The following is a 20731-nucleotide window of genomic DNA, read 5'->3' on the forward strand; positions in this document are numbered from 1 at the left end:
AAACCCGGCGACCGAGATCGCCGGGTTCCGGAATGGTTTTGGAAATGACCGGTTAGTCGTTCGAGGAAACTTTGAGGCCAATGACCTGCGGGATCGTCGTCGGCGCGCCCATGGCGGCGCCTATGATCATCGGCACAGGCACCGGCTTGCCGGGAGCGGCGGTGACCGTCAGGCTCTTCGGATTGTCGAGATAGGCGCTGACGGCTGCGGAGACGGCATTCTGCAGCTCCGGAACATTGAGCTGCGCCATCATGATCGGCGTCATTGCCTTCAGCGTGTCGGCGAGCTGCTTGCCCGTGACGCCCTGCTGCTTGCCGGCGAAGTCGAGCGCGCGTGCCGTAATCGACGCGTCGTCGAAGCGAATCTGGGCGCTGTTGAAGGTGAGCTGCTGCAGCAGGCCGAGCATGGCGAGGCCGGCGGACTGCTGCGCTTCCTGCTGGTTCGGATTGGAGCGAACCGTCTTCAGCGCATCCTGCATCGACTTGGCGAAGGCGGGCGTATAGCCGGAAATGCTGAAGGCGAGGTTCAGCTTGCCGATGTCCCTGAAGTCAAGGGAGTATTCGCTGATGTCGATCGTGCCGGGGCCGATTTCCCAGCTGCCCTTCATAGAGACGGTGCCGTCGATCTGCTGCAGCTTCAGCGCATCGATCGCTTCCTTGGTCTTCGCATCGTCGACCTTGCTGAGATCGGCCTTGATGCCGTTGATCTTGGCGTCGAAGTCGACGCCCGACTTGTCGTCACGCCTCTTCATGTTGGCGTCGGCGCCCTCGATCGAGAACACCTCGGTATCATCCTTCGTTACGGACACGGCGCCGGCATGGGCGCTCTTGTAGTAGAGCAGCGAGCTCAGGTCGCCCTTGCTTGCGTCGGCCGGGATCTCTACGCCGCTCAGCTTGAGATCGGTGGCGGAAACGGAGGCACCATCCTTTTTGAAATCGACATCCGCAAAATCGATTTCTTCGATCGTGTAGCCGCCATTGTTTTCCTCGACGCCATCAAGGGTGATGTCGCCGAGCGGAATGCTGTCTTCCATGCCGGCCGCCTTGACGCTTGCACCCTTCAGCGTCACCGTGCTGCCGTCGACATCGATGCCGCTAGCGGCAATCGAACCGCCCTGCAGGCCATAGACGTCGTTGATCTTCTTCAGCAGATCATTGCCGTCGAGCGCAAAGGCGGAGCTGGCGAAAGACAGGATGGCGGCACTGCACAGCATCAGCCGCGTGGTCCGATAGAAAGTCATGATGGCGTTCCTCGTTGAGCCGGTGGTATTGGCGGGGGCGTACAGATTGAGCGTGTACTGCGCTGACTTATATTGATCTTTCTGTGAAAATCCAACGGCAATGAGTGTAGAGAGCGAGAGCAGCAAAAATGTATCGATAGCCACCCTGCAATGTGCCTGAAACGCCTTCATCCACAGGTGCTTTCGGCTGATTTCTTGCTGTGAATCGCCATCTCTTATAGTCAAGGGCCATGGGAAAAAATCTGACACCGCCGCCCGGTGACGGCGACGACAACATCCTTCCGGTCGATCTGAAGGCCGCGCTCGAAGAGCGTTACCTGGCCTATGCCTTGTCGACGATTACGCAACGCGCGCTTCCGGACGTCCGCGACGGGCTGAAGCCGGTGCATCGCCGTATCGTCTATGCGATGAGCGAGATGGGGCTCCGCCCGAACGCCGCCTTCCGCAAATGCGCCAAGATTGTCGGCGAGGTGATGGGTAACTATCACCCGCATGGCGACCAGTCGATCTACGATGCGCTGGCGCGCTTGGCGCAGGATTTCTCGCAGCGCTACACGCTGGTCAACGGGCAGGGCAATTTCGGCAATATCGACGGCGATAGCCCGGCCGCGATGCGCTACACCGAATCCAAGATGACGGCGGTTTCCGAGCTGCTGCTCGAGGGTATCGACCAGGATGCCGTGGATTTCCGTGACACCTATGACGAGTCGAATTCCGAGCCGATCGTTCTGCCTGGGGCTTTTCCCAATCTGCTCGCCAACGGCTCTTCTGGCATTGCCGTCGGCATGGCGACCTCTATCCCGCCGCACAATGCTCACGAGCTTTGCGACGCCGCCCTGCATCTGATCAAGGATCGCGATGCGACGGTCGAGAAGCTGGTGGAACTGTATATTCCAGGTCCCGACTTTCCGACCGGCGGCATCATTATCGATGATCGGCAGAGCATCATAGAAAGTTACAAGACCGGCCGCGGCGGTTTCCGCGTCCGGTCCAAATGGGAGATCGAGGATCTCGGTCGCGGCGGCTACCAGATCGTCATCACGGAAATTCCGTTCCAGGTGCAGAAGTCGCGGCTGATCGAAAAGATCGCCGAACTGCTTCTGGCGCGCAAGCTGCCGCTGCTCGAGGACATCCGTGACGAATCCGCCGAGGATATCCGCGTCGTTCTCGTGCCGAAGAGCCGCACAGTCGACGCAACGATCCTGATGGAATCGATGTTCAAGCTCACCGAGCTTGAGAGCCGGTTCCCGCTCAACATGAACGTTCTGTCCATGGGCCGCATTCCCAAGGTCATGGCGCTGAACGAAGTGCTGAAGGAATGGCTGGATCACCGTCGCGAAGTCTTGCTGCGCCGCTCGCGCTTCCGCCTGGCGGCCATCGAAAAGCGCCTCGAAATTCTCGGCGGCTTGCTGGTCGCCTATCTCAATATCGACGAGGTCATCGCCATCATCCGCGAGGAGGATGAGCCGAAGCCTGTGATGATGGAGCGTTTCGGCCTTACGGACAATCAGGTCGAGGCGATCCTCAACATGCGGCTGCGCTCCTTGCGCAAGCTGGAGGAGTTCGAAATCCGCAAGGAGTTCGACGGCCTGACGAAGGAGAAGGCCGACATCGAGGCGTTGCTCGCTTCGGACGAGAAGCAGTGGCAGACGGTTGCCTGGGAAATCGGCGAGGTGAAGAAGAAATTCGCCAAGGCCACCGATATCGGTCGGCGCCGCACGCAGTTTGCCGAAGCGCCTGAAGCCGATGATGCGGCCATCCAGCAGGCGATGATCGAGAAGGAACCGATTACCGTCGTCGTCTCGGAAAAGGGCTGGATTCGCGCCCTCAAGGGCCACATTTCCGATACATCGTCGCTGACTTTCAAGGAGGGTGACGGTCTTAAGGTCGCGTTCCCGGCGCAGACCACGGACAAGATCCTCATCATCACCACCGGCGGCAAGGCCTATACGCTCGGAGGCGACAAGCTACCCGGCGGTCGCGGCCATGGCGAGCCGCTGCGCATCATGATCGACATGGAAAACGATCAGGATGTGCTGACCGCCTTCGTTCATGATCCGCAGCGCAAGCAGATAATCGCATCGACGGCAGGTAACGGCTTCATCGTTGCCGAGGCGGAACTGGTCGCCAATACCCGCAAGGGCAAGCAGATCATGAACGTCTCCTATCCCGATGAAACGAAGCTTCTGGTTCCGGTTTCGGGCGACCATGTCGCCGTGGTTGGCGAGAACCGCAAAATGGTGATCTTCCCGCTCTCGCAGGTGCCGGAAATGTCGCGCGGCAAGGGCGTGCGCCTGCAGCGCTACAAGGATGGCGGCATCGCCGATATCAGATGCTTCGCGATCGCCGATGGCCTGACCTGGGAAGACAGCGCCGGCCGCACCTTTACGAAGAGCAAGGATGAGTTGGTGGAATGGTTGGGCGACCGCGCCGGCGCCGGCCGTGCCGTCCCGAAGGGCTTCCCCAGAAGCGGCCGGTTTTCGGGGTGAGAATCGACGGACCTAGGTCCGAGCAATCGGCCCGTTGGGTCGATTGCAGCGACGAACGCCCTGAGCCCTAGCAAAGGGCCGGTTGGTGCTGCTTGCCCTCAACACACGGCAACCGGCCGCCGGGTCGATTGCTGACAAACATCGGAAACCCAACGTTGAAGTGAATAGGAGGCGGTTAGTTTCTAACCTGCTTCTGGAACACAGACGTCCCGCAGGAAGCGCATTGCTCCTTCTTCGTCGATTTCACCAGCTGCTACTGCTACGACAAAGCTGTAAAGATTGGCGTCCGTCGTTTGAATACGGTGGCCGTTGTCCATAAGAAAGACTGCGGCCGCTACGATGGCGATGCGTTTGTTGCCATCTATGAACGCGCGGTTTTTCGCCAACCCAAATAGATAAGCGGCCGCCAGTTCGATGATATCATTGCTGCCATATTGGGCTTTGTTAATCGGCCGCGCCAAAGCGGATTCGAGGGAGCCTTCGTCGCGTAGACCATAGGAGCCACCGAACCTTTTGATCTGCATCTTGTGCAATTGTTCGATGAGCGGCCTAGTCAGGAAGATAAAGGGCATCACTCTGCCAACTTCTTGAGTGCCACTTTATATTGATCCATGAAACGCTGCGCGTGTTCCATCTGGCGCGCAAAGTCAGCGTCGGTCGGTTGCATCAGCAATCCACCATCCTTCAAGCTGAGCTCCAATGTATCACCAGCGCCGAGTCCCAACTGGTCGAGAACTTCCTTCGGAATAATCACGCCTTCGGAATTGCCGATCTTGCGGATGGTAACGTTCATATTTAGCTCCAATGTAATAACATGGTTATAACATTGGCTGACGATCATTTCAATGCGCAAGGCTCTGCGCGGTGATTGTCGCTCTCGCTTTGACCCGCGCCTGCCAGAGCGAGTGGGCGGCCAGTGCCAAGATCAGAATGGCGCCGCCGGCCAGTGTCATGGTGGTCGGCGCCTCCGAGAAGATCATCCAGACCCAGATCGGCGCGAGGATCGTTTCGAGCAGATAGAACATCGCCACTTCCGGCGCTGAGAGAAAGCGCGTACCTGTCGCAAGGCACCAGAAGGAAAGCGGCATCAGCACGGCGCCATCGAAAAGGATCCAGCTGGGATGGTCGATGGAAAAGCCGGAGGGAGCCACGTGATGGAGGCCGACGGCGGCTGGGATGATCGCTGCCAGCAAGGAAGCAAAGCCCATATCCCGCCCCGAGGCGCGGCTGATCGTGATTGCGCAGGCGATGGAAAGCGATGCGATCACCGAAAGGGCATCGCCAAGCAGGTGTCCAGCCTCCATGCCGTCGCCGACGATCAGGCCAACACCGAGGATCATCACTGCCATGGTGATGAAGGTGGACAGGGCAGGCCGCTCTTTCAGGAAAATCCAAGACAGCAGCGCGGTGAACATCGGGTTGAGCGCGATGATGAAGACCACATTCGCCGCCTTGGTATAATAGACCGCGAGAAGAAAAGTGATGGTGGTCAGCCCGTAGAAGAAGCCGACGGGAATTCCAAGCCAGCCCGGCAGTACGCCTTGCAACGAGCCTGTGACCCGGCGGATGACGAAAAGAGCTGCGAGCGCCACGACGATGGTCGCAAGGCTGCGTGCCGACAGCACCGACCAGACTTCGCCGCTGGAAAGCCGGATCAAGGGAATATCCATCGACAGGGCAAGGCCGCCGAGCGTCGTCAGCAACAGGCCCTTCTTGTGGTCCGAAAGCTGGGAGAACATTCAGCGGACGGTTTCTTTGTCGCCGTCGGCGGCCGGATCAAAGCGCTCCCATCCGCGTGGGGTGAGATGCTCCTGAGGCTGGAAGCGCGTCTTGTAGTCCATCTTGCGCGAGCCTTTGACCCAATAGCCGAGATAGACGTGCGGCAGCCCCAGGGCCTTCGTCCGCTTGATGTGATCCAGAATCATGAACGTGCCGAGCGACCGCGCATCGAGATCGGGATTGAAATAGGAATAGACCATGGACAGTCCGTCGCTCATGACGTCGGTCAGAGCTGCAGCCAGCAGTTCGCCCTTCGGGCGCTGTTCCAGCCCCGAACCCTCTTCGCGACGGCGATATTCGATGATGCGGGTATTCACATGCGTGTCCTCGACCATGATCGCATAGTCGAGCACGGTCATGTCGGACATGCCGCCCTGCTGATGACGATAGTCGAGATAGCGACGGAAGAGCGAATATTGCTCGCTGGAGGGCTGCGCCGGAAATTCGGTGGCGATGATGTCGTTGTTGGCGGTCAGCACCCGTTTCATCGATCGGGTGGGCTCGAATTCCTGGGCGAGGATGCGTACCGATATGCAGGCCCTGCACGATTCGCAGGCGGGACGATAGGCGATGTTCTGAGAACGCCTGAAGCCGCCTTGCGTCAAGATATCGTTCATCTCGGCGGCACGAGGTCCTACAAGGTGTGTGAAGACCTTGCGTTCCATCTCGTGCGGCAGGTACGGGCAGGAAGCCGGTGCCGTCAGATAAAACTGCGGAGATGGCGTCGACTGCGTGTTCATCTGCCGTTGATTGACCTTTCTCTCGGCACCCGTTTTCTACAAGCATGGCCCAAGTTTAGAAAACGTCAACTACGTCCTTCGCTAAAGATCGAAGTTTCCTAATGGACCATGCACAGAAATATCTCCCGCGGGCCATCAGGCACGCGGGAAATCATCGGGTGTCCTATGCTTATGCGTTGTTTTAAGCCGTCCGTGCGATGACCGTACCAAGCAGCAAGTCATGCACCAGCCGGCTGCGATCGGTGAAGAGACCCACCAGCAGGATCAGCGGCGTCAGGACGGAATTTAGAATCCAGAACAGTGCCAGATGGACGATCGCCGTCAGGAAGTCCATGCGCCGGCCATCGACTCGAACCATGGCGAGGCCCATGGCGCGCATGCCGAGCGACGCCTGATAGGGGCCGCCGAGCGTCCAGCCGAAATAGAGGCCGGCAACAAGGACGAACAGCACCGGGTAGAGGAAGAAGCCGAGCCCCAGTGTCAGTATCGAAACGAAAAACAGAAGCACAGCCGCGGGAATGCACAGCAGCGCAACGATGATGTAATCGACGATGAACGCAAAGATGCGCCGGCTCAGCACGCCACTATAGGCGCGCCAGTCGTCCGGTGCTGCATAGAGCGGGCTGGGGTTCAGGCTCATTGCTTTCCTCCTTGAGGAAACAGTGGGGAAACATTTGCCGAACATATGGTATCGGCTCCAGCAAATACAATAAGCCGGCAGCCTGAAGCTATTTCTTCGCCAGATGTCGCGCCACATCGACAGCGAAATAAGTGAGGATGCCGTCGCAGCCAGCGCGCTTGAAGGCGAGCAGGGTTTCGAGCATCACGCGATCACCGTCGATCCAGCCATTGGCAGCAGCCGCCTTGATCATCGCGTATTCGCCGGAGACCTGATAGGCGAAGGTCGGAAGCCCGAAGGCTTCCTTCAGCCGCCAGCAGATGTCGAGATAGGGCAGGCCAGGCTTGACCATCAGCATGTCGGCGCCTTCCTCGACGTCGAGCGCGGCGTCGCGCACGGCCTCGGTGCCGTTTGCCGGGTCGATATAATAGGTCTTCTTGTCGCCCTTCAGCAGACCGCCGGTCGAAATCGCCTCGCGGTAGGGGCCATAGAAGGCCGAACTGAATTTCGTCGCATAGCTCATGATGCCGACACTCTGGTGGCCGGCTGCATCGAGCGCCTGACGGATCGCACCGATACGGCCATCCATCATTTCCGAAGGCGCGATGATATCTGCGCCGGCATCCGCCTGGTAGACGGCGGCCTGCGCTACCTGCTCGACCGTCTCATCGTTGACGATTTCGTTGCCGCGCAGGATGCCGTCATGGCCGTGGCTGGTGAAGGGGTCGAGCGCGACGTCTGTGATGACACCAATATTCGGCACGGCCTTCTTGATTGCGGCCGTGGCGAGATTGATGAGATTATTCCTCTCGAGACTGTTGGAGCCGGTCTCGTCGCGCAGTTCCATCTCGATGTTCGGGAATGTCGCGAGCGCGGGAATGCCGAGATCGGCTGCCTCCTTTGCCGCTTCCACAGCTTTGTCCACGGTCATGCGGTTGACGCCGGGCATGGCCGGGATGGGCTCGGCGATGCCGGTGCCCGGGATCACGAAGATCGGCCAGATCAGATCGTCGACCGTCAGCCGGTTTTCCTGCACGAGACGGCGCGTCCAGTCGGCCTTGCGGTTGCGCCGCATGCGCCGATGTCCGGTGATCTCGTCAACGAGATGCGTCTTGTTCTCCATGATGCCGCCATCCTTCTTCGTCTATTTATGGCATTCTCTATGGGGCGCGTACCTATCACGCCGTCCCCAGGATTCAAAACAAGGCGAAAGGCCGCAGCCATTATATTCTGGCGAGGCACGTGCCTCCTACGTATTGTTCGCGCATGGAACCTGATTCTTCGACCGTACCCAAGAATACGCTGACGGACATCCTGTTCGTGCTGTTCCTGCGGCTGATCGCGATCGCCTGCTTCTGGCTCGGCCTGCAATATTGGGCGATGCTGGTCGGTTATTCGCTGGATGGTCACGCCCGCTTCGATTTGCTCGCTTTGCCTTGGAAGGTCGCGGGCGCCGGGCTTGCCGTGGTTTTTCCGGTCGCAGCCCTTGGATTATGGCTTACCGTCTCCTGGGGGCCGGTCATGTGGGTGCTGGCTGCAGGCGGGCAGGGGTTGATGTATGGCGTCTGGCCGGAGATATTCGGATCCAACCCGCTGATCATGATATTGCATGCCTGCGTTGCGGTGATCTATTGCGCTTTCCGCGTCCTGCTGTGGCAGGAGAAACGCCGGCGTCGTCGGCAGCAGGTAATGGTTGATTTACCCTGAGACAGCAACACTTCCTGGTAAGATGCTGTTAAGCCTGCAGTTTAAGTAGAATTTTATGTGTATTCGATAGGGTCTCACTCAAGGCGGGAAGAAAACGACACCGCCAAACAAAACAGAGTGAGGCCAAGTCATGATGAACACGAAAATCAAGCCGCAGGCAGTTGCAAACGCTCGGGATCAGCAGGTTGATGACATCCGGGCTCTCTACATGGAATCCCTTCACCTGGTCGAGCGTCTGCACCGCCGCCTGCTTGATGTTATCAAGGACGAGTTCGACCGTCAGGGCCGCGACGACGTCAACGCCGTCCAGGCGCTGCTCCTTTTCAATATCGGCAATTCCGAGCTGACGGCCGGCGAGCTGCGCTCCCGCGGCTTCTATCTCGGCTCCAACGTTTCCTACAACGTCAAGAAGCTGGTCGACCTCGGCTTCATCAACCATCAGCGCTCGCGCATCGACCGTCGCTCGGTCCGCATCAGCCTGACGGAAACCGGCCAGGATATCGCCGAAACCGTCGCCAAGCTCTATGAGCGCCATATCGGCTCGATCGACAAGGTCGGCGGCATCGGCACCGACGAATTCACCCAGATGAACAAGCTCCTGCAGCGCCTCGACCGCTTCTGGAACGATCAGATCCTCTATCGCCTGTAAGTAGCGGGTAGGGACAGATCCCAAGACCTTCCAGTCAAAGCAAGCTGGACACGTTCCCTGCGTGTCCGGCTTGAACGCGTTGATGGTCCGGCCGTTGTGCGTTTTTTGCCACGTCCGCGCTTCACCTTCCGTCACATGTAACGTCCCGGCCAGCTAAGCCATTGACGCAAGATCAGGACACGCTATGAACCACGCGCAGCTGTGGTATTTTAGCAAATGCAGTTTGGCTTTTCTTTCGCACTCGCGCGGCAAAGCAAGTTCCGTGCCGGGAGACACGAATTGGCCATATTGCTATGACAGCGGAAATCGACTGCAGGCAGCGTTCTCGAAATACGATCTTCCGACCTGAAGGTCTTGGCTTCGCGATATTGTGATAGTTCGTGGCTAAGTTTTTGGTGGTGCATTAAGGGAACGGATTGATACTGAGCCACGTTACTTGGCGCAGGCTTGCGCTATTTACTGCTTCCTCTCTAGGCTGCGCATGATTGGATCGCAGCGTTGAACGGTTAGGATATGTCGAAGAAAAACGGAATTGAACCCTTTTCGCGCCGCGCTTTCCTGCGGTCGGCTGCAACTCTTGGCGCTGCCGCACTGGCTGCTCCGGCTCTCGCGCAAAACGCGACCCCACTGGAAGCGCTGATTAACGACCGTTCTCGCGGCAATTGGGATGATCAGTTCGACGCCAAGGCTGCGGCGCGAACCGCCGCTGCTGTTCAGTCGAACACGCCAATTCTCGGGCCAGATTCCGTACCGAATATTCAGCAGGCGATCGCGCAATACCAGAGTATCGCCGCCAACGGCGGATGGCCGCAGATCAATCCGACAAGCCAGCAGCCGATGCAGCTCGGTGTGACCGATCCGGCGGTACAGTCGCTGCGTCAGCATTTGATGATCACCGGCGACCTGCCGCGTGAGGCTGGTATCTCCTCCGCCTTCGACTCCTATGTCGACGGTGCGGTCAAGCGTTTCCAGGCCCGCCACGGACTGCCGGCAGATGGCGTCCTCGGCGATTTCACGCTGAAGGCGATGAACATCCCCGCCAATGTCCGCCTGCAGCAGCTCAACACCAATCTTGTTCGCCTCCAGACGTTCCCGTCCGACCTCGGCCGTCGTCACGTCATGGTCAACATCCCGGCGACACGTGTCGAAGCCGTCGAGGATGGCCAGGTGGCATTGCGCCACCAGGCGATCGTGGGCCGTGAATCGCGGCCGACGCACATCATCAATTCGAAGATCTATGAGGTCATCCTCAACCCGTACTGGACGGCGCCGCGCTCCATCGTCGTCAAGGACATCGTGCCCTTGATGCGCAAGGACCCGACCTACCTGACGAAGAACAACATTCGCCTTCTCGACGGCAAGGGCCAGGAAGTGGCCCCCGAGACGATCGACTGGAATTCGGACAAGGCGCCGGACCTGATGTTCCGTCAGGACCCGGGCAAGACGAATGCCATGGCATCCACGAAGATCAACTTCTATAATCCCAACAACGAATACATGCACGACACGCCCGAACAGGGCCTGTTCAACAAGCTGATGCGTTTCGACAGCTCGGGCTGCGTGCGCGTTCAGAACGTGCGCGACCTCGCAACCTGGCTGCTGGCTGAAACGCCAGGCTGGCCGCGTCAGCACATCGAGCAGGTCATTTCCACCCGCGTCAACACGCCGATCAAGCTGGCGACCGAAGTGCCCGTCTATTTCGTTTATATTTCAGCCTGGAGCGCCCGCGACGGCATCGTCCAGTTCCGTGACGACATCTATAATCTCGACGGCAATTCCCAGTTGGCGCTCAATACGACTGAGGGCATGGAGCAGCCGGTTCAATAATCGGCATTCCAATTGCAATTCTTATCGAAGCCGCGTTTTCGGACGCGGCTTTTTCGTGTGTCGGTGTCAGCTATCGTAGTTTGCCCAGCAAATGTCGCTGGTCGTATTGCTCTCCGGCGACCCGGGCGCTAATACCGTCTGCATTGCCGTTCCGGCCCGTTCAGGAGCTTTCACGATGACCAACGCGTCCACCGAACCCTTCTTCAATCGCTCGCTTGCCGACACCGATCCGGAAATCTTTGGCGCGATCGGCAAGGAACTCGGTCGCCAGCGGCACGAAATCGAACTGATCGCCTCGGAAAACATCGTCTCGCGCGCCGTTCTGGAAGCGCAGGGCTCGATCATGACCAACAAATATGCCGAGGGATATCCGGGCAAGCGCTACTACGGCGGCTGCCAGTTCGTCGATATCGCCGAAGAACTCGCCATCGAGCGCGCCAAGAAGTTGTTCGGCGTCAACTTCGCCAACGTTCAGCCGAACTCCGGCTCGCAGATGAACCAGGCCGTCTTCCTCGCGCTTCTGCAGCCGGGCGATACCTTCATGGGTCTCGACCTGAATTCGGGCGGTCATCTGACGCATGGTTCGCCGGTCAACATGTCCGGCAAGTGGTTCAACGTCGTGTCCTACGGCGTGCGCGAAGGCGATAACCTGCTCGACATGGATGAAGTGCAGCGCAAGGCTGAAGAGCATAAGCCGAAGCTCATCATCGCCGGCGGCACGGCCTATTCCCGTATATGGGACTGGAAGCGCTTCCGTGAGATCGCCGACAGCGTCGGCGCTTATCTGATGGTGGACATGGCCCATATTGCCGGTCTCGTCGCCGGCGGACAGCATCCGTCGCCGTTCCCGCATTGCCATGTCGCCACCACGACCACGCACAAGTCGCTCCGCGGCCCGCGCGGCGGCATGATCCTTACCAATGACGAGGATCTGGCAAAGAAGTTCAACTCGGCCGTCTTCCCGGGTCTCCAGGGTGGCCCGCTGATGCACGTCATCGCCGCCAAGGCCGTTGCCCTCGGCGAAGCGCTGCAGCCCGATTTCAAGGACTATGCCGCCCAGATCGTCAAGAACGCCAAGGCTCTTGCCGAAACGCTGATTTCCGGCGGCGTCGACGTCGTCTCCGGCGGCACCGATAACCACCTGATGCTGGTCGACCTGCGCAAGAAGAATGCCACGGGCAAGCGCGCGGAAGCCGCTCTCGGCCGTGCCTACGTCACCTGCAATAAGAACGGCATTCCCTTCGACCCCGAAAAGCCCTTCGTAACGTCGGGCGTCCGCCTCGGCACGCCGGCCGGCACGACGCGCGGCTTCAAGGAAGCCGAGTTCCGTGAAATCGGCAATCTGATCATCGAAGTGCTCGATGGCTTGAAGGTCGCCAATTCCGACGAAGGCAATGCTGCCGTCGAAGCTGCCGTGCGCGAGAAAGTGGTCAAGCTCACCGACCGCTTCCCGATGTACGGCTACATGGGCTAAGGAGAGCGCATGCGCTGCCCTTACTGCGGCTCAGAAGATACCCAGGTCAAGGACTCGCGCCCGGCGGAGGACAATACGTCCATCCGCCGTCGGCGCATTTGTCCGGATTGCGGCGGCCGCTTCACCACCTTCGAGCGCGTGCAGTTGCGCGAGCTCATGGTTATCAAAAAGACAGGCCGCAAGGTGCCGTTCGATCGTGACAAACTGGTGCGCTCCTTCGAGATCGCCCTGCGCAAGCGTCCGGTCGATCGTGACCGGATCGAGCGGGCCGTATCCGGCATCGTGCGCCGCCTCGAAAGCTCGGGCGAGACCGAAATCAGCTCCGAGCAGATCGGTCTGCAGGTGCTGGAAGCGTTGAAAAGCCTCGATGACGTCGCTTTCGTGCGCTACGCCTCCGTCTACCGCGATTTTTCGCATGCGGAGGATTTCGAACACGTGATCGACGAGATCAACGCGAAGATCGCCCGCGATCCGCTGGATCCCTGACCATGACGCCGCGGCCTGAAGACGAGCGTTTCATGGCCGCGGCCATCCGCCTGTCGCGCAGGCATCTGGGGCTGACCTCCACCAATCCGTCCGTCGGCTGCATCGTCGTCAAGGACGGCGTAGTCTTGGGCAGCGCTGTGACAGCGCTTGGCGGGCGGCCGCATGCCGAACCTCAGGCTCTGGCCGAGGCGGGGGAGGAGGCGCGGGGCGCAACCGCCTATGTGACGCTGGAACCCTGTTCTCACTACGGCAAGACACCGCCCTGCGCCGAGGCGCTGATTGCCTATGGCGTGGCACGCGTCGTCATCAGCGTCACCGATCCCGACCAGCGCGTTTCCGGGCGTGGCATCACCATGCTGCGCGATGCGGGCATCGAGGTCGACGCCGGCATTCTGGAGGCGGAAGGCAGGCGGTCTCTCGCCGGCTATCTCATGCGCCAGACGAGAAACCGGCCCTATGTGACTCTCAAGCTTGCCGTTTCCGCCGATGGCATGATCGGCAAGTCGGGCGAGGGACAGGTGCGCATTACCGGCGATATCGCGCGCGCGCAGGTCCAGATGCTGCGCGCCGAAAGCGACGCCATTCTCGTCGGCATAGGCACGGCGATATCAGATGATCCGGAATTGACTTGCCGGCTTCCCGGCCTGGAGGATCGTTCGCCGCTCCGTATCGTCATCGATGGTGAACTGCGGCTGCCCCTCGGCAGCAAGCTGGTCCGGACGGCCCGGCAGTATCCGGTGATCGCAGTTGCCGGCCATCCGCCGTCCTTCGATGGCAATACCGATGCTGCATTCCTTGGACGGCGCGCGGCGCTCGATGCTGCCGGCGTCGAGGTGTTGCAATCCAATTCCAGCGAGCCGGGAGAGCTGCTGGAGGCGTTGGGTACGCGCGGCATCTCGTCCCTGCTGGTGGAAGGCGGCGCCAGGACGGCGCAGCGCTTTCTCGACGCCGGGCTCGTCGATCGCATTCTGCTGTTCCAGGGGCCGGCCGATATTGGCGAGGGCGGTATTGAATCGCCGGTCCTCAAGTCCAATATCCCAGCTGACTTTATGCATGTTGGCCAGAGCCGCTTCGGCGACGATCTCTGCGACGAATACGAAAGAGGTTTTTGATGTTCACCGGAATTATCACCGACGTCGGCACGGTCGAATCCATTTCCCCGATGCAGGAAGGCATCAAGCTGCGCGTTGCCACCAATTACGATCCGGCGACGATCGACATGGGCGCATCCATCTCGCACGCAGGCGTCTGCCTGACGGTGACCGGACTGCCGGAAGAGGGCAGCAATGGACGCTGGTTCGAGGTCGAGGCTTGGGAAGAGGCCCTCCGCCTGACGACCATCGGCACGTGGGAAGCCGGAGCTAAGATCAATCTCGAACGTTCCCTGAAGATCGGCGACGAGCTTGGCGGCCACATCGTGTCAGGCCATATCGACGGCAAGGCGGAAATCCTCTCGGTGACATCAGAAGGCGAGGCCACCCGCTTCCGCCTGCGCGCGCCGGAGCATCTCGCGAGATTCGTGGCGCCGAAGGGCTCGGTCGCGCTTGATGGCACCTCACTCACGGTCAATGCCGTCGAGGGCACGGAATTCGATGTGCTCCTGATCCGCCACTCCCTGGAGGTCACCACCTGGGGCGAGCGCAAGGCTGGCGATTTCGTCAATTTCGAAGTCGATACCATGGCCCGCTACGCCGCTCGCCTGGCGGAATTCCCTGTCGTCCGCGAGGACTAAGTGTTACAGGCTTGCTGTGGCAAGGCGTCGGTCGGCGTCTTGGCAGCTTACGCGAGAGTTTTTTCCATCAGGAAGTTCGAGAAGATCTGGCCGCGCTTTTCCACCTGCTGCGCGGTCACGACGACAAAGCCCTTGCGCTCGAAGAAGGGGCGGGCCGTCAGGCTCGCTTCCGTGAAGATCCGCTGAAGGCCCTGTTCGCGGGCCGCATTTTCGACGGTTGCAAGCAACAGGCTGGCGACGCCTTTTCCCTGATGATCGGGCGAAATGAACATCATATCCAGGCAACCATCCGATTTCAGATCGGTAAAGCCGATGGGTTTTGAACCGTCCATCGCAAGCCAGGTCGGCCGGCTCGCTCGATATTGTGCCCATTTTTCCGCATCATCGACCTTCGACCAGGCAGCGATCTGGGCCGGGTTGTAGTCCTTGGACGCCACCTCGCGAATGGCTCTCAGGAAAATGTCGATCGTGGCTTCGGCGTCATCCGCTTCGTAAGGCCTGACGGAAAAGCTGTCCTGCAGAGCCGGCATGATAGTTCTCCCGCGACGCCTAACGTTCGAATAGGACGTTGGATCTGTCCTTGAGCACGAGTTCGCCGATACGGCGGAAGCCGATCTTTTCGGCAACCCGTATCGACGGCAGGTTTTCGAAATCCACGATGCAGGTCATGCGACGGCCTGCGAACAGTCTGTCCGCCCAGGCAATCGCCGCATTCATGGCTTCCGTAGCATAGCCCTTGCCCTGCATTGGCGGCGTAATGCCCCAACCGGCCTCCAGCGTGCCCTCCGTCATCGGCGTCATGTCGCGATGCAGGTCGAGGAATCCCACTTCGCCGATCAACCGGCCGCTTTGGCGTTCCTCGACGGCAAAGAAACCGAAGCCGAGATGATGCCATAGGCCGGCATAGCGTAACAGTCGGGCCCAAACCTGCTCGCGCGTCGGCATCTCGCCGCCGATGAAGCGGACAATCTCCTTGTGCTTCCAGAGCTCGAGGAATTCGTCGAAATCATCAAGCGTATGGCCGCGCAGCAGAAGCCGGTCAGTCGTCAATGTTGGAATATGGGTCATCGGGTCAGGTCTTTGCCGAAAATGTTTTTGGTGACGGTCAGTCGTCCGAGGCGCCGGGCTCGCCGTCCCAGTAGTCGAGGTTGGTGGCAGCGGCGCGGCCGATGGCACGGAACGCCGTCTTGCCGCCGCTATAGGTCTTGGCCAGGAACTTGCCGGAATCGGGATATTCCACGATCTCGGTCCGCGCCTTCGTTGAAATGGCGAGATAGGTGAGCACGCTGGGGCCGATGTTGATCAGCTGATGTGCCGTTTCCGGGCCGCCGGCCGGAGCTCCAAGAACATCGCCCTTGCTGACCGCGATACGCTGGTCGCCGAAGCGGTATTCGCCTTCGCCGTCGAGAATGACGAACATCTCCTCCTCGACATGATGATTGTGAAATGGACAGCCGGATTTGCCCGGGGGCACCTCGTTGTAGCTGATGCCGAGCTGCTTCAGCCCGAGCTTCGCCCCGAAGGATGTGTCGCTGCCGGCAAAGAAGCTGCCTTGCTGCCAATGTTCAAGTTCAAGCTCGCCGACATTGATGGCGGGTGTGGATTTCTCTGTCATGAACCTCCCCCTCGCAGGCTGCAAATTATTACCGAAGCGGTTGCGTGTGCGAAAGCCACAATTTCCGCGTTGCGCCGATCATTTCCAAATAGGGTCGGAATCGGCCCGCGCCATTGAAAAACACTTGCCAAGCGAGGCTCGCCGTGATTTGACCCGGGCCTAACAAGGTGCCGCGCCCTCTCAAATTGCAGGTGATGTATGACCAGCTCTTCCAACGCTCATATCCTTATCGTCGAAGCTCGCTTCTATGACGATATGGCCGATGCCCTGCTCGACGGCGCCAAGGCCGCTCTCGATGAGGCAGGCGCGACCTATGATGTCGTTACCGTCCCCGGCGCGCTGGAGATCCCCGCGGCAATTGCCATGGCGCTCGATGGCGGCGACAATGGTAATGTGGTTTATGACGGCTATGTGGCTCTCGGCATGGTTATCCGCGGCGAGACCTATCATTTCGATATCGTCGCCAATGAATCCTCGCGGGCTCTGATGGACCTGGCCGTCAGCGAATCTCTCGCGATCGGCAATGGTATCCTCACCGTCGAGAACGATGAGCAGGCATGGGCGCGTGCGCGCCGTTCCGACAAGGATAAGGGCGGTTTCGCTGCCCGTGCGGCGCTGACCATGATCGCGCTGAAAGAGAAGTTGGGTGCATAATAGATGAGCAATCAGGATAACGAGCGACCGGCCAAGCCCGCCAACCAGCGGGGTGCCGCGCGTCTTGCGGCGGTTCAGGCGCTCTATCAGATGGATATCGGCGGAACCGGCGTTCTGGAGGTGGTGGCTGAATACGAGGCCCACCGTCTCGGGCAGGAGCTGGATGGCGAGACCTATCTGAAGGCCGACGCATCCTGGTTCCGCTCCATCGTGTCGGGCGTCGTGCGTGAGCAGACCCGGCTCGATCCGCTGATCGGTTCCGCGCTTCAGGATGACTGGGCGCTGTCGCGTCTCGACAGCACCGTGCGCGCTATCCTGCGCGCCGGTACTTTCGAGCTTATCGATCGCAAGGATGTACCGGTCCCAGTCATCGTCACCGAATATGTCGAGATTGCGCATGCCTTCTTCGAGGAGGACGAGCCGAAACTCGTGAATGCCGTGCTCGACCGAATCGCCAAGCAGGTTCGGGGCGAAGCGAAGAAATAAGCGTTCTCGGACGCTCGGATCGTAGCGCTACGCATTTTCGTTTCCTTCGTTCGCGCCTGAATTCATCTTCGAATATTCTTTTGAACCTTCTGCGGGTGTTTTAGCCGCGGACGGTCTTGACGCGAGGTTTTCCCGCCATCAATCTCGCAACTGCACATCAGTCGATCTCCTGGAGGAGGGGACCGACCGTTGTCGCAGGCGGCCGGAGGAGGAGTAAACCGCCGGCTTTTTTGGAGGGAAAAAGCGAAATGTCGATTCTTTTAGGAGTGATCGCATGCGGACTGCTCTCGGTCATCTATGCCGTATGGGCAACCCGGTCGGTGCTCGCTGCCGATCAGGGCAATGCCCGCATGCAGGAGATTGCCGGGTATATTCGTGAAGGAGCGCAAGCCTATCTGGCGCGCCAATATAGAACCATCGCCATCGTCGGGATCATCGTTTTCATCGCGGCCTGGCTCCTCTTGTCGTCCGAAGCCGCTTTCGGCTTCCTGATCGGCGCAATCCTCTCAGGCGCCGCAGGTTTCATCGGCATGCATGTCTCCGTGCGCGCCAATGTTCGGACCGCGCAAGCCTCGTCGCAGAGCCTGTCCGCAGGCCTCGACATCGCCTTCAAGTCCGGTGCCATTACCGGCATGCTGGTTGCAGGTCTCGCCCTGCTCGGCGTCTCCATCTACTTCTATGTGCTTACCGGCATCCTCGGTCACGAAGCCGGTTCGCGTGACGTGATCGATGCGCTCGTCGCCCTTGGTTTCGGCGCCTCGCTGATTTCGATATTCGCCCGTCTCGGCGGCGGCATCTTCACCAAGGGTGCGGATGTCGGCGGCGACCTCGTCGGCAAGGTCGAGGCCGGCATCCCGGAAGACGATCCGCGCAATCCCGCCACCATCGCCGACAATGTCGGCGACAATGTCGGCGATTGCGCCGGCATGGCAGCCGACCTGTTCGAGACCTATGCGGTGTCCGTCGTTGCGACCATGGTTCTCGCCGCCATTTTCTTCGCCGGCTCCCCGATCCTCGGTTCTGCCATGATCTACCCGCTGGCGATCTGCGGCGCCTGCATCATCACCTCGATCATCGGCACCTTCTTCGTCAAGCTCGGTGTCAATGGCTCGATCATGGGCGCTCTTTATAAGGGCCTCATCGCGACCGGCGTGCTGTCGATCGTCGGTCTGGCCGCAGCCACCTCGCTCACTATAGGCTGGGGTTCGATCGGCACCGTTGGCGGCTTCGACATCACCGGCACGAAGCTCTTCACCTGCGGTATCGTCGGTCTCATCGTCACGGCGCTGATCGTTGTCATCACCGAATACTACACCGGCACCAACAAGCGGCCGGTCAATTCCATCGCCCAGGCGTCGGTTACCGGTCACGGCACCAATGTCATTCAGGGCCTTGCCGTCTCACTGGAATCGACGGCATTGCCGGCGATCGTCATCGTCGGCGGCATCATCGCCACCTACCAGCTCGGCGGTCTGTTCGGCACGGGTATTGCGGTCACCGCCATGCTCGGCCTCGCCGGTATGATCGTCGCGCTCGATGCCTTCGGTCCGGTGACGGACAATGCCGGCGGCATCGCGGAAATGTCGCATCTTCCGCCGGAAGTGCGCAAATCCACCGATGCGCTGGACGCGGTCGGCAACACGACCAAGGCCGTCACCAAGGGTTATGCCATCGGTTCGGCCGGTCTCGGTGCACTCGTGCTGTTTGCCGCCTATTCGAACGACCTGCAATATTTTGCGGCGCACGGCGACAAGTTCCCGTATTTCGCCAATGTAGGCACGATTTCGTTCGAGCTTTCGAACCCCTACGTCGTTGCCGGCCTGCTGTTCGGCGGCCTCATTCCCTATCTCTTCGGCGGTATCGCCATGACGGCCGTCGGTCGTGCCGCCGGTTCGATCGTGGAAGAGGTGCGCCGGCAGTTTCGTGAAAAGCCCGGCATCATGCAGGGCACGGAGCGTCCCGATTACGGCCGCGCCGTCGATTTGTTGACCAAGGCTGCCATTCGGGAAATGATCATCCCGTCGCTGTTGCCGGTTCTGGCGCCGGTCGTCGTCTATTTCGGCGTCCTGCTGCTGTCCGGCTCCAAGGCCTCCGCCTTTGCCGCTCTCGGCGCCTCGCTGCTCGGCGTGATCATCAACGGCCTCTTCGTTGCCATCTCGATGACGTCGGGCGGCGGCGCCTGGGATAACGCCAAGAAGAGCTTCGAGGACGGTTTCGTCGACAAGGACGGCACGCGTCATATGAAAGGCTCGGAAGCCCACAAGGCCTCGGTCACGGGTGACACCGTCGGCGATCCCTACAAGGATACGGCGGGTCCGGCCGTCAATCCGGCGATCAAGATCACCAATATCGTCGCCCTGCTGTTGCTTGCGATTCTCGCCGGCTAAGCGAAGCAGACCGAACGCAAAAAGAAAACCCGCGGGGCGCAGTGCTCCGCGGGTTTTTCGTTGAGATACCGTCCCCGGTCTTATTGGCCCGGGTTGAGGTTGTTGAGGAAGTTCCTTGCGCCGTTGACGCCGCTGCCGCTGCCCTGGAGGATCTGCTGCAGGAAGGTGATGTCGCGACCGCCGGTCGGGGTCGTGCGGCTGATCATGTCGAAGACCTTGCCGTCCTTCAGCGTGTAGTTGGCTTCCTGCTTCACCACGCCGTCCTTGTCGAAATAGATCGCCAGAATGTTCTGGTCGACCAGCTTCGGCTTCATGAAGGCGACGGCGCGCGTACGCTTCTGGGAGATGTAGTAGAAGACCTCGCCATCGAAGGTTGCGGTGGTGGAAGGCGTGCCGAGCGACAATAGAACCTGTTCGCGGCTCGAACCGACCGGCGCGAGCGCCAGCGACTGCGGGTCGAAGATGTAGCCGTTGTTCATGACCTCGCTGGTCTTGCATCCCGAAAGGCCCATGGTCGCAATCACCAGGGCGATGGCGGCAGCGCTGCTGAAAGTAATGTCAGACTTGAAATACCGTCTGGTCAACGACATCTCATCTCCCCTAATGAATCAATCCGATGGCCGGACGGCCGATATGACCTTGCTGTGCACATCATTGTGGCCTTTCCGCGATGGCAAAAGGCACAATCATGTTGTTCGGCACTCTTCGTCACCGGTCATGCACAACGTGACGACGGTAAGGGCTGGAGCCTCGAAGCGGGCACAAACGGCATTGCAATTCGCGCTTGCTTCGGTAAACCAGCTTTTGCGTGGATGCAACAAGGCCAAGCAAAAACGGCGCGCTCCGA

At 59.9% G+C, this 20731-nt stretch carries 22 protein-coding genes; 11 read left to right on the forward strand and 11 right to left on the reverse strand.

The features are described 5' to 3' along the window. Window positions 1–52 precede the first annotated feature (52 nt). Complete coding sequence (locus I8E17_RS04470; RefSeq protein WP_069616331.1) at window positions 53–1240, reverse strand: hypothetical protein; 1188 nt, start codon at window positions 1238–1240, stop codon at window positions 53–55. Between the two features lie 230 nt (window positions 1241–1470). Here I8E17_RS04470 and parC point away from each other — a divergent pair, with 230 nt between their 5' ends. Next, a complete protein-coding gene (gene parC / locus I8E17_RS04475) occupies window positions 1471–3729 on the forward strand; it encodes a DNA topoisomerase IV subunit A (protein WP_069616234.1) in 2259 nt (752 codons plus the stop codon). A 182-nt stretch (window positions 3730–3911) separates the two neighbouring features. Here the strand turns inward: parC and I8E17_RS04480 are convergent, their stop codons facing one another. From I8E17_RS04480 to hemB, 6 genes are all read right to left on the reverse strand, one after another. Beyond that, window positions 3912–4301, reverse strand: coding sequence for a type II toxin-antitoxin system death-on-curing family toxin (locus I8E17_RS04480; protein WP_069616235.1), 390 nt, complete (start codon window positions 4299–4301; stop codon window positions 3912–3914). Beyond that, complete coding sequence (locus I8E17_RS04485) at window positions 4301–4522, reverse strand: AbrB/MazE/SpoVT family DNA-binding domain-containing protein (RefSeq protein ID WP_069616332.1); 222 nt, start codon at window positions 4520–4522, stop codon at window positions 4301–4303. Before I8E17_RS04485 ends, I8E17_RS04480 begins: the two co-directional genes overlap by 1 nt. A gap of 49 nt (window positions 4523–4571) precedes the next feature. Then, window positions 4572–5468: a DMT family transporter gene (locus I8E17_RS04490; protein ID WP_069616236.1), complete on the reverse strand. Its 897-nt coding sequence runs from the start codon at window positions 5466–5468 to the stop codon at window positions 4572–4574. After that, window positions 5469–6248 (reverse strand): arginyltransferase, encoded by a 780-nt coding sequence (locus tag I8E17_RS04495; RefSeq protein WP_069616237.1) that lies wholly within the window; start codon window positions 6246–6248, stop codon window positions 5469–5471. A gap of 181 nt (window positions 6249–6429) precedes the next feature. Next, complete coding sequence (locus I8E17_RS04500; RefSeq protein ID WP_069616238.1) at window positions 6430–6888, reverse strand: RDD family protein; 459 nt, start codon at window positions 6886–6888, stop codon at window positions 6430–6432. A gap of 88 nt (window positions 6889–6976) precedes the next feature. Further along, window positions 6977–7990, reverse strand: a complete 1014-nt coding sequence (gene hemB, locus I8E17_RS04505) for a porphobilinogen synthase (RefSeq protein WP_069616239.1) — start codon at window positions 7988–7990, stop codon at window positions 6977–6979. Between the two features lie 143 nt (window positions 7991–8133). On the opposite strand from hemB, the gene I8E17_RS04510 reads away from it, so the two are divergent. The 7 genes from I8E17_RS04510 to I8E17_RS04540 all read left to right on the forward strand — a co-directional run bounded on the left by I8E17_RS04510 (window position 8134) and on the right by I8E17_RS04540 (window position 14742). Continuing rightward, window positions 8134–8574: a DUF6163 family protein gene (locus I8E17_RS04510; RefSeq protein ID WP_069616240.1), complete on the forward strand. Its 441-nt coding sequence runs from the start codon at window positions 8134–8136 to the stop codon at window positions 8572–8574. A gap of 133 nt (window positions 8575–8707) precedes the next feature. Then, the gene (locus tag I8E17_RS04515) at window positions 8708–9223 is read left to right on the forward strand and encodes a MarR family winged helix-turn-helix transcriptional regulator (RefSeq protein WP_069616333.1); all 516 of its coding nucleotides are present in this window, start codon (window positions 8708–8710) and stop codon (window positions 9221–9223) included. Window positions 9224–9736: 513 nt separating this feature from the next. Next, window positions 9737–11050, forward strand: coding sequence for a L,D-transpeptidase family protein (locus tag I8E17_RS04520; RefSeq protein WP_069616241.1), 1314 nt, complete (start codon window positions 9737–9739; stop codon window positions 11048–11050). Window positions 11051–11225: 175 nt separating this feature from the next. Further along, window positions 11226–12524, forward strand: coding sequence for a serine hydroxymethyltransferase (gene glyA / locus I8E17_RS04525; protein ID WP_069616242.1), 1299 nt, complete (start codon window positions 11226–11228; stop codon window positions 12522–12524). Window positions 12525–12533: 9 nt separating this feature from the next. Next, complete coding sequence (nrdR, locus tag I8E17_RS04530; protein ID WP_015339425.1) at window positions 12534–13010, forward strand: transcriptional regulator NrdR; 477 nt, start codon at window positions 12534–12536, stop codon at window positions 13008–13010. A 2-nt stretch (window positions 13011–13012) separates the two neighbouring features. Then, window positions 13013–14122, forward strand: coding sequence for a bifunctional diaminohydroxyphosphoribosylaminopyrimidine deaminase/5-amino-6-(5-phosphoribosylamino)uracil reductase RibD (ribD, locus tag I8E17_RS04535; RefSeq protein ID WP_069616243.1), 1110 nt, complete (start codon window positions 13013–13015; stop codon window positions 14120–14122). Beyond that, window positions 14122–14742, forward strand: coding sequence for a riboflavin synthase (locus tag I8E17_RS04540; protein ID WP_069616244.1), 621 nt, complete (start codon window positions 14122–14124; stop codon window positions 14740–14742). Before ribD ends, I8E17_RS04540 begins: the two co-directional genes overlap by 1 nt. 47 nt (window positions 14743–14789) lie before the next feature. Here I8E17_RS04540 and I8E17_RS04545 read toward each other — a convergent pair whose 3' ends face one another. From I8E17_RS04545 to I8E17_RS04555, 3 genes are read right to left on the reverse strand one after another with little or no spacing between them, the layout of a single operon-like run. Beyond that, on the reverse strand, window positions 14790–15272 hold the full coding sequence (locus I8E17_RS04545) for a GNAT family N-acetyltransferase (RefSeq protein WP_069616245.1): 483 nt from the start codon (window positions 15270–15272) through the stop codon (window positions 14790–14792). Between the two features lie 19 nt (window positions 15273–15291). Continuing rightward, entirely contained in the window at window positions 15292–15810 is a 519-nt protein-coding gene (locus I8E17_RS04550; protein WP_069616246.1) for a GNAT family N-acetyltransferase, read from the reverse strand. Window positions 15811–15847: 37 nt separating this feature from the next. Beyond that, the gene (locus tag I8E17_RS04555) at window positions 15848–16357 is read right to left on the reverse strand and encodes a cupin domain-containing protein (RefSeq protein WP_069616247.1); all 510 of its coding nucleotides are present in this window, start codon (window positions 16355–16357) and stop codon (window positions 15848–15850) included. 198 nt (window positions 16358–16555) lie between these two features. Here I8E17_RS04555 and I8E17_RS04560 point away from each other — a divergent pair, with 198 nt between their 5' ends. The 3 genes from I8E17_RS04560 to I8E17_RS04570 all read left to right on the forward strand — a co-directional run bounded on the left by I8E17_RS04560 (window position 16556) and on the right by I8E17_RS04570 (window position 19884). Beyond that, window positions 16556–17011 carry a 6,7-dimethyl-8-ribityllumazine synthase gene (locus I8E17_RS04560; protein ID WP_069616248.1) on the forward strand — a complete coding sequence of 152 codons (456 nt, stop codon included), beginning with the start codon at window positions 16556–16558 and terminating at the stop codon, window positions 17009–17011. A 3-nt stretch (window positions 17012–17014) separates the two neighbouring features. Beyond that, window positions 17015–17497, forward strand: a complete 483-nt coding sequence (nusB, locus tag I8E17_RS04565; RefSeq protein ID WP_047627120.1) for a transcription antitermination factor NusB — start codon at window positions 17015–17017, stop codon at window positions 17495–17497. Between the two features lie 248 nt (window positions 17498–17745). Beyond that, window positions 17746–19884, forward strand: coding sequence for a sodium-translocating pyrophosphatase (locus tag I8E17_RS04570; RefSeq protein ID WP_069616249.1), 2139 nt, complete (start codon window positions 17746–17748; stop codon window positions 19882–19884). Between the two features lie 80 nt (window positions 19885–19964). On the opposite strand, the gene I8E17_RS04575 is transcribed toward I8E17_RS04570, so the two are convergent. Beyond that, a complete protein-coding gene (locus tag I8E17_RS04575; protein ID WP_069616250.1) occupies window positions 19965–20474 on the reverse strand; it encodes an outer membrane protein assembly factor BamE in 510 nt (169 codons plus the stop codon). Between the last annotated feature and the right edge of the window lie 257 nt (window positions 20475–20731).

The organism is Rhizobium sp. AB2/73 (assembly GCF_020871915.1).
Taxonomy (GTDB): domain Bacteria; phylum Pseudomonadota; class Alphaproteobacteria; order Rhizobiales; family Rhizobiaceae; genus Rhizobium; species Rhizobium dioscoreae.

Excerpts from the sequence above, each read along its gene's own strand:
- I8E17_RS04470 (WP_069616331.1), bottom strand. The coding sequence starts at position 1,240 with ATGACTTTCTATCGGACCACGCGGCTGATGCTGTGCAGTGCCGCCATC.
- parC (WP_069616234.1), top strand. The coding sequence starts at position 1,471 with ATGGGAAAAAATCTGACACCGCCGCCCGGTGACGGCGACGACAACATC.
- I8E17_RS04480 (WP_069616235.1), bottom strand. The coding sequence starts at position 4,301 with ATGCCCTTTATCTTCCTGACTAGGCCGCTCATCGAACAATTGCACAAG.
- I8E17_RS04485 (WP_069616332.1), bottom strand. The coding sequence starts at position 4,522 with ATGAACGTTACCATCCGCAAGATCGGCAATTCCGAAGGCGTGATTATT.
- I8E17_RS04490 (WP_069616236.1), bottom strand. The coding sequence starts at position 5,468 with ATGTTCTCCCAGCTTTCGGACCACAAGAAGGGCCTGTTGCTGACGACG.
- I8E17_RS04495 (WP_069616237.1), bottom strand. The coding sequence starts at position 6,248 with ATGAACACGCAGTCGACGCCATCTCCGCAGTTTTATCTGACGGCACCG.
- I8E17_RS04500 (WP_069616238.1), bottom strand. The coding sequence starts at position 6,888 with ATGAGCCTGAACCCCAGCCCGCTCTATGCAGCACCGGACGACTGGCGC.
- hemB (WP_069616239.1), bottom strand. The coding sequence starts at position 7,990 with ATGGAGAACAAGACGCATCTCGTTGACGAGATCACCGGACATCGGCGC.
- I8E17_RS04510 (WP_069616240.1), top strand. The coding sequence starts at position 8,134 with ATGGAACCTGATTCTTCGACCGTACCCAAGAATACGCTGACGGACATC.
- I8E17_RS04515 (WP_069616333.1), top strand. The coding sequence starts at position 8,708 with ATGAACACGAAAATCAAGCCGCAGGCAGTTGCAAACGCTCGGGATCAG.
- I8E17_RS04520 (WP_069616241.1), top strand. The coding sequence starts at position 9,737 with ATGTCGAAGAAAAACGGAATTGAACCCTTTTCGCGCCGCGCTTTCCTG.
- glyA (WP_069616242.1), top strand. The coding sequence starts at position 11,226 with ATGACCAACGCGTCCACCGAACCCTTCTTCAATCGCTCGCTTGCCGAC.
- nrdR (WP_015339425.1), top strand. The coding sequence starts at position 12,534 with ATGCGCTGCCCTTACTGCGGCTCAGAAGATACCCAGGTCAAGGACTCG.
- ribD (WP_069616243.1), top strand. The coding sequence starts at position 13,013 with ATGACGCCGCGGCCTGAAGACGAGCGTTTCATGGCCGCGGCCATCCGC.
- I8E17_RS04540 (WP_069616244.1), top strand. The coding sequence starts at position 14,122 with ATGTTCACCGGAATTATCACCGACGTCGGCACGGTCGAATCCATTTCC.
- I8E17_RS04545 (WP_069616245.1), bottom strand. The coding sequence starts at position 15,272 with ATGCCGGCTCTGCAGGACAGCTTTTCCGTCAGGCCTTACGAAGCGGAT.
- I8E17_RS04550 (WP_069616246.1), bottom strand. The coding sequence starts at position 15,810 with ATGACCCATATTCCAACATTGACGACTGACCGGCTTCTGCTGCGCGGC.
- I8E17_RS04555 (WP_069616247.1), bottom strand. The coding sequence starts at position 16,357 with ATGACAGAGAAATCCACACCCGCCATCAATGTCGGCGAGCTTGAACTT.
- I8E17_RS04560 (WP_069616248.1), top strand. The coding sequence starts at position 16,556 with ATGACCAGCTCTTCCAACGCTCATATCCTTATCGTCGAAGCTCGCTTC.
- nusB (WP_047627120.1), top strand. The coding sequence starts at position 17,015 with ATGAGCAATCAGGATAACGAGCGACCGGCCAAGCCCGCCAACCAGCGG.
- I8E17_RS04570 (WP_069616249.1), top strand. The coding sequence starts at position 17,746 with ATGTCGATTCTTTTAGGAGTGATCGCATGCGGACTGCTCTCGGTCATC.
- I8E17_RS04575 (WP_069616250.1), bottom strand. The coding sequence starts at position 20,474 with ATGTCGTTGACCAGACGGTATTTCAAGTCTGACATTACTTTCAGCAGC.